Annotated in this window: 4 protein-coding genes; all 4 read left to right on the forward strand. The window is 64.1% G+C overall.

The window, feature by feature from the left end:
* On the forward strand, positions 1-2,637 hold a 2,637-nt coding region (locus tag B7G66_RS12685; protein ID WP_048859244.1), incomplete at its 5' end, for a penicillin-binding protein 1A.
* Between the two features lie 99 nt (positions 2,638-2,736).
* Positions 2,737-3,868, forward strand: a protein-coding gene (gene prfB, locus B7G66_RS12690) for a peptide chain release factor 2 (RefSeq protein WP_110550018.1) whose coding sequence is annotated in 2 segments (ribosomal slippage) — positions 2,737-2,805 and positions 2,807-3,868 — 1,131 coding nt in all. Because the reading frame shifts where the segments join, the coding sequence is not laid out codon by codon here.
* 215 nt (positions 3,869-4,083) lie between these two features.
* Complete coding sequence (locus tag B7G66_RS12695) at positions 4,084-4,467, forward strand: hypothetical protein (protein ID WP_003617047.1); 384 nt, start codon at positions 4,084-4,086, stop codon at positions 4,465-4,467.
* A 104-nt stretch (positions 4,468-4,571) separates the two neighbouring features.
* A partial coding sequence (locus B7G66_RS12700) for a MotA/TolQ/ExbB proton channel family protein (RefSeq protein WP_048859246.1) occupies positions 4,572-5,071 on the forward strand: 500 nt, incomplete at its 3' end.

The following is a 5,071-nucleotide window of genomic DNA, read 5'->3' on the forward strand; positions in this document are numbered from 1 at the left end:
CCGCGCCCGCGTTATCGCCTGGTGCGCAGGCTGGCGGGCGGGGTGCTGGGTGTCGTGCTGCTGGCCGGTGGGGTTGGCGGTGTCGTCGCGTGGCAGGAATATTCACGCCTGGCCGAAGGGCTGCCGACTGTTGACGGGCTGCGTACCTATCAGCCCCCGGTGATGAGCCGCCTTTATTCCGGCGATGACCAGATCATGGCCGAACTCGCGGCGGAGCGGCGGATCTTCGTTCCCTACAGCGCGATTCCCGAACGTGTGCGCAACGCCTTCCTTGCGGCGGAGGATCAGAAGTTCTTCACCCATGGCGGGGTGGACCCGCTGGCGATCATCCGCGCGGGCCTGACGGACCTGATGATGCACGGCTCCAAACACCGGCCGATCGGTGCGTCCACCATCACGCAGCAGGTGGCGCGCATCATGCTGCTGGGCTCCAACGCCGTGTCGATGGAACGCAAGGCCAAGGAGGCGCTGCTGGCGATGCGGCTGGAACAGACGCTTTCCAAGCAGCAGATCCTCGAAATCTACCTCAATGAAATCTATCTTGGCGACGGGGCGTACGGCATCGGGGCCGCGGCACAGACCTATTTCAACAAGCCGCTGGATCAGCTTGACAATGCGGAAGCCGCCTTCCTTGGCGCGTTGCCCAAATCGCCCACCAACTACAATCCCGTGCGCTTTCCGCAGGCTGCGACCGGGCGGCGCAACTGGGTGCTGGAACGTATGGCCGACCTGCATGCCATCACCCCGCAGGAAGCCCGTGCGGCGGAACAGGAACCCCTGATCCCCGCCTCCTTCACCCGTCCCGGCCCTGTTCCCGGTTCCGAATGGTTTTCGGAGGAGGTGCGCCGCCAGTTGATCGATAAATACGGCATCAATTCCACCATGGAAGGTGGCCTTTCGGTCCATACCAGCATGGACCCGCACCTGCAGCAGGTGGCGACGACGGCCCTGCACGAAGGGCTGATGCGTTATGACCGTGCCCATGGCGGCTGGCGCGGGCCGGTCACGCATCTGGACGATGTGGACCCGCATGGGGACTGGGCCAGTGCACTGGCGCGGGTCGGGGCGCCGGCCTCCATGCTGACAACGTGGCGTCTTGCGGTCGTGCTTTCGGCGGCGACGGGGCAGGTCGGCTGGCTGGAGGGCAAGTCCCCCGTCATCCCGCGCACCGGGGAACTTCCGGTGCGTGACCGTTCGTGGATGCGTACGGGCAAGGGGATTGCGACCGGCGATGTCGTGATGATCGAACCGATGGCCGACAGTTCCGGCGTCGCCCTGCGACAAGTGCCCCGTGTCGAAGGGGCGTTGACGACCATTGACGTGCGCACCGGGCGTGTGCTGGCGATGGTGGGGGGATGGTCGTTCCGTGCATCGCAGTTCAACCGCGTGACACAGGCCGCGCGCCAGCCGGGATCGTCGTTCAAGCCGTTCGTCTATCTTGCCGCGATGGAGCAGGGGATTTCGCCATCGCAGAAGTTCGATGATTCGCCGGTATCTTATGGCGAATGGCATCCCAACAATTATGAAAAGGACTTCTGGGGTCCGACCATGCTGCATGATGCCCTGCGGGAATCGCGCAATCTGGTCACGATCCGCCTTGCCGCACAGATCGGCATGAAGTCGGTGGCCGACATGGCGCAGAAACTCGACCTCGTGCATTCCATGCCGCTGGTGTTGCCCGCCGCCCTGGGTGCCGTGGAAACGACCGTGATGCGGGAGGCCGGGGCCTATGCCACGTTGGCGGCGGGTGGCCATCTGGTGACGCCGACGCTGATTGATGATGTGAAGGACCGCAACGGCAATGTCCTGTGGCGCGCGCCGGGGCTTCAGCTTGGTCCCATGCCCGCAACACCCGTGTCCCCGACATCCGTGCCCGCATCGCCCGGCGTCGTATCATCGGGAGGCGTAGCATCGGGGGCCGTATCATCAGGCGCCGCGCCGTCCGTGCCTGTCGCGTCTGCTTTGCCCCCTGGTGGGCCGGATGCCGCCACGGCGTCCGATACCGGGCCTGTGCTGCAAGATACGCGCCCGCAGGTTGTGTCCGCCGACAGTGCGTACCAGGTCGTGACCATGCTGCGTGATGTGATCCGTCGGGGCACCGGTGTGCGCGCTGGCGCCGGGATCGATCAGCCTGTGGCGGGAAAGACCGGTACCAGCCAGGATTTCAACGATGCATGGTTCGCCGGTTTCTCCCCCGATCTGGTGACGGTGGTATGGATCGGGTTCGATACACCGCAAAGCCTTGGCCGCAATGAAACCGGTGGGGTGATTGCAGGCCCGATCTGGAACCAGGTGATGAAGGCCGCGCTGGCGGAACGGCCACGGGTGGATTTCCGTGCGCCGCCTGGCATGCGCCTTGCGCAGTACAATACCGGCATGGGCATGGCGATTGACGCCTTCAAGCCCGACCAGCAACCCGGCATCAGCGTTGATATGGGCGCGGGTGCGATTGGCACGCTTACAGCCGCTGATACAGGGGCGGAGAACATGCCCGATTCCGAAAGCGACATGGCGACGGCCCCCGGCCATGGCCCGGTGGGGAACGGCGTGCCGGGGACGGTGGGGCAGTCTTCGCCCGGTTCGTCCGCGCCGCCCGTGCCATCCGGGGGTGACATCGGAATGGGCGGCCTGTATTGACGCCTGACAGGATTGAGACCTGACACGATGGCCCGGTGTGGCTGCCATGCCCGCCGGTCGCATGTGTCCCTATCACGATGAGCGTAGGAGTAAGCCCCGATGTCTGCCGAGACCGAGGCCCTGAATGACCAGATCAAGCAGTCGGTGGCGCTGCTGAGGAGGCATCTTTGACTGGGATGTCGCAACTGAACGTCTCGCGGAACTGAATAACCGCGTCGAAGACCCGGACCTGTGGAATGATGCCGAGGCCGCGCAGAAACTGATGCGCGAGCGTACGCTGCTGGCGAACCAGATCGAGGGCGTGCAGAAGCTTGAAGGCGACGTGCGCGATACGATCGAACTCGTGGAACTGGCAGAGATGGAAGGCGACGGCGATGTCGTGGCCGAAGGGGTGCTGGCCCTGCGTGCGCTGGCCGAGGAAGCAAAGCGGCGGGAGACCGAAAGCCTGCTTTCGGGCGAGGCTGACGGCAATGACTGCTACCTTGAGGTGAATGCGGGCGCAGGCGGGACAGAGGCGCAGGACTGGGCCGAGATGCTGCTGCGCATGTATACCCGCTGGGCCGAGCAGCATGGCTACAAAGTGACCCTGATGGAAAGTTCCGAAGGGGAGCAGGCCGGCCTGAAATCCGCCACCATTCAGGTCAGCGGCCCGAATGCCTATGGCTGGCTGAAGACGGAGGCCGGGGTCCACCGGCTTGTGCGTATTTCCCCGTTTGACGCGGCGGCGCGGCGGCAGACCTCATTCGCGTCGGTGTGGGTCTATCCCGTGATTGACGATTCCATCGAAATCGACATCAACGAGGCCGATTTGCGCGTCGATACCTTCCGCGCGTCTGGTGCGGGCGGGCAGCACGTCAACAAGACGGAATCGGCCATCCGCATCACCCACATCCCCACCGGGATTGTCGTTGCGTGTCAGACCGACCGGTCGCAGCACCGTAACCGCGCGACCGCGATGGCGATGCTCAAGGCGCGGATGTACGAGCAAGAACTCCAACGGCGCGAGGCGGCGGCGGCACAGACCGAGGCGGCGAAGACCGATATCGGCTGGGGCCACCAGATCCGTTCCTATGTCCTTGCCCCCTATCAGTTGGTCAAGGATCTGCGGACCAACATGGAAAAGACGAATCCGGGCGCTGTCCTTGATGGCGACCTTGATGATTTCATGGCCGCCTCCCTTGCGGCGCAGGTTGGGGCCACCCGCTCGGAAGCCAGCGCACAGGCGCAGTGATCCCCGCGTGCCCGTCCCGTGGTGCGGGCGGGCGCGTAAATGGGGGGTGTTTTCGCATCCCCCGGCCATCAATCGGCGTACAGGTCCGCCCCGCACCCCCTTTTCAGGCCGGGTGTGAGGCACTTGCGGGAAAATTGTTCCGTTTCCGGTGCATAACCGCCTTGACATGCGACGGCGGAAACCGCCCAATCCCATAACCGGCATCGTCATGCGTCATGCCCCGTTCCGTCGGGCGGGCAGGCACGCGTTGGCATGCCATGGCACGGGTTTGGGATAAGGGTGGTTCCGGGATGGATTATGTAAGACTGCAACGTCGGCAGACCCCATTCGCGCGGGTAATTGCAGGTGTTGCGGTGCTGCATGTCGTCGCGGTCGGTATTTTTGCCTATGGCCTGCATCCCAAGTCATGGAACATGTTTCCCGCCCCACCCCGGGCGCAATTGATCCCGTTGCGGATCGTCCGTGATGCGCCATCCTTCCTTCCCGCCGCCGTGCCGCCCCATGGCCCTGTCCTTTCCATCCCGGTCGTGCCCCGCATCGCGCCGCCCAATATCGCGCGGATGCTGCATGGGCCTGACCATCCGGTTCATGAAAAATGACCGTTTTACCGTATGGCGGGCCGGTCCCGGCCCTGTCGTCTGCCGGTCCCCTGTATTGCCGGGACCCCGCACCGTTTCTTTCCCGTCAGAGGATCTTGATTACAATGACCCGACAGCATCGTATCCTTCTTACCGCGGCCGTAGTGCTGATGACGGCCGCGCCGGCCATGGCTTTCGCCGCAGGCGGAGGAGGGGCGGAGGCCAACCCGTATGGTCTGGGCGCCCTGTGGTCGAACGGTGACTTCATTGCCCGTACCGTTCTGCTGATCATGGTCGTCATGTCGGTCGGCACGTGGTACATCATGATCAGCAAGTTCCTGGAGCAGGCGCGCATCCTCAAGGATGCGAAGATCATGAAAACCGATTTCTGGACCAAGCCGACCATCCAGGCCGGTTCCGACGCGATGCCCGCCAGCTCGCCCTTCCGCTATATCGCACAGACCGGCATTACTGCGGCCGAACACCACGAAGGCACGATGCAGGAGGCGATCGACCTGCATTCATGGACGACGATGTCGATCCTGCGTTCGGTCGAACTGGTGCAGACGCGCCTTCAGGGCGGGCTTGCGTTCCTTGGGACCGTGGGTTCGACCTCTCCGTTCGT

The organism is Novacetimonas hansenii JCM 7643, from assembly GCF_000964405.1.
In the GTDB taxonomy this organism is placed as follows: Bacteria; Pseudomonadota; Alphaproteobacteria; order Acetobacterales; family Acetobacteraceae; genus Novacetimonas; species Novacetimonas hansenii.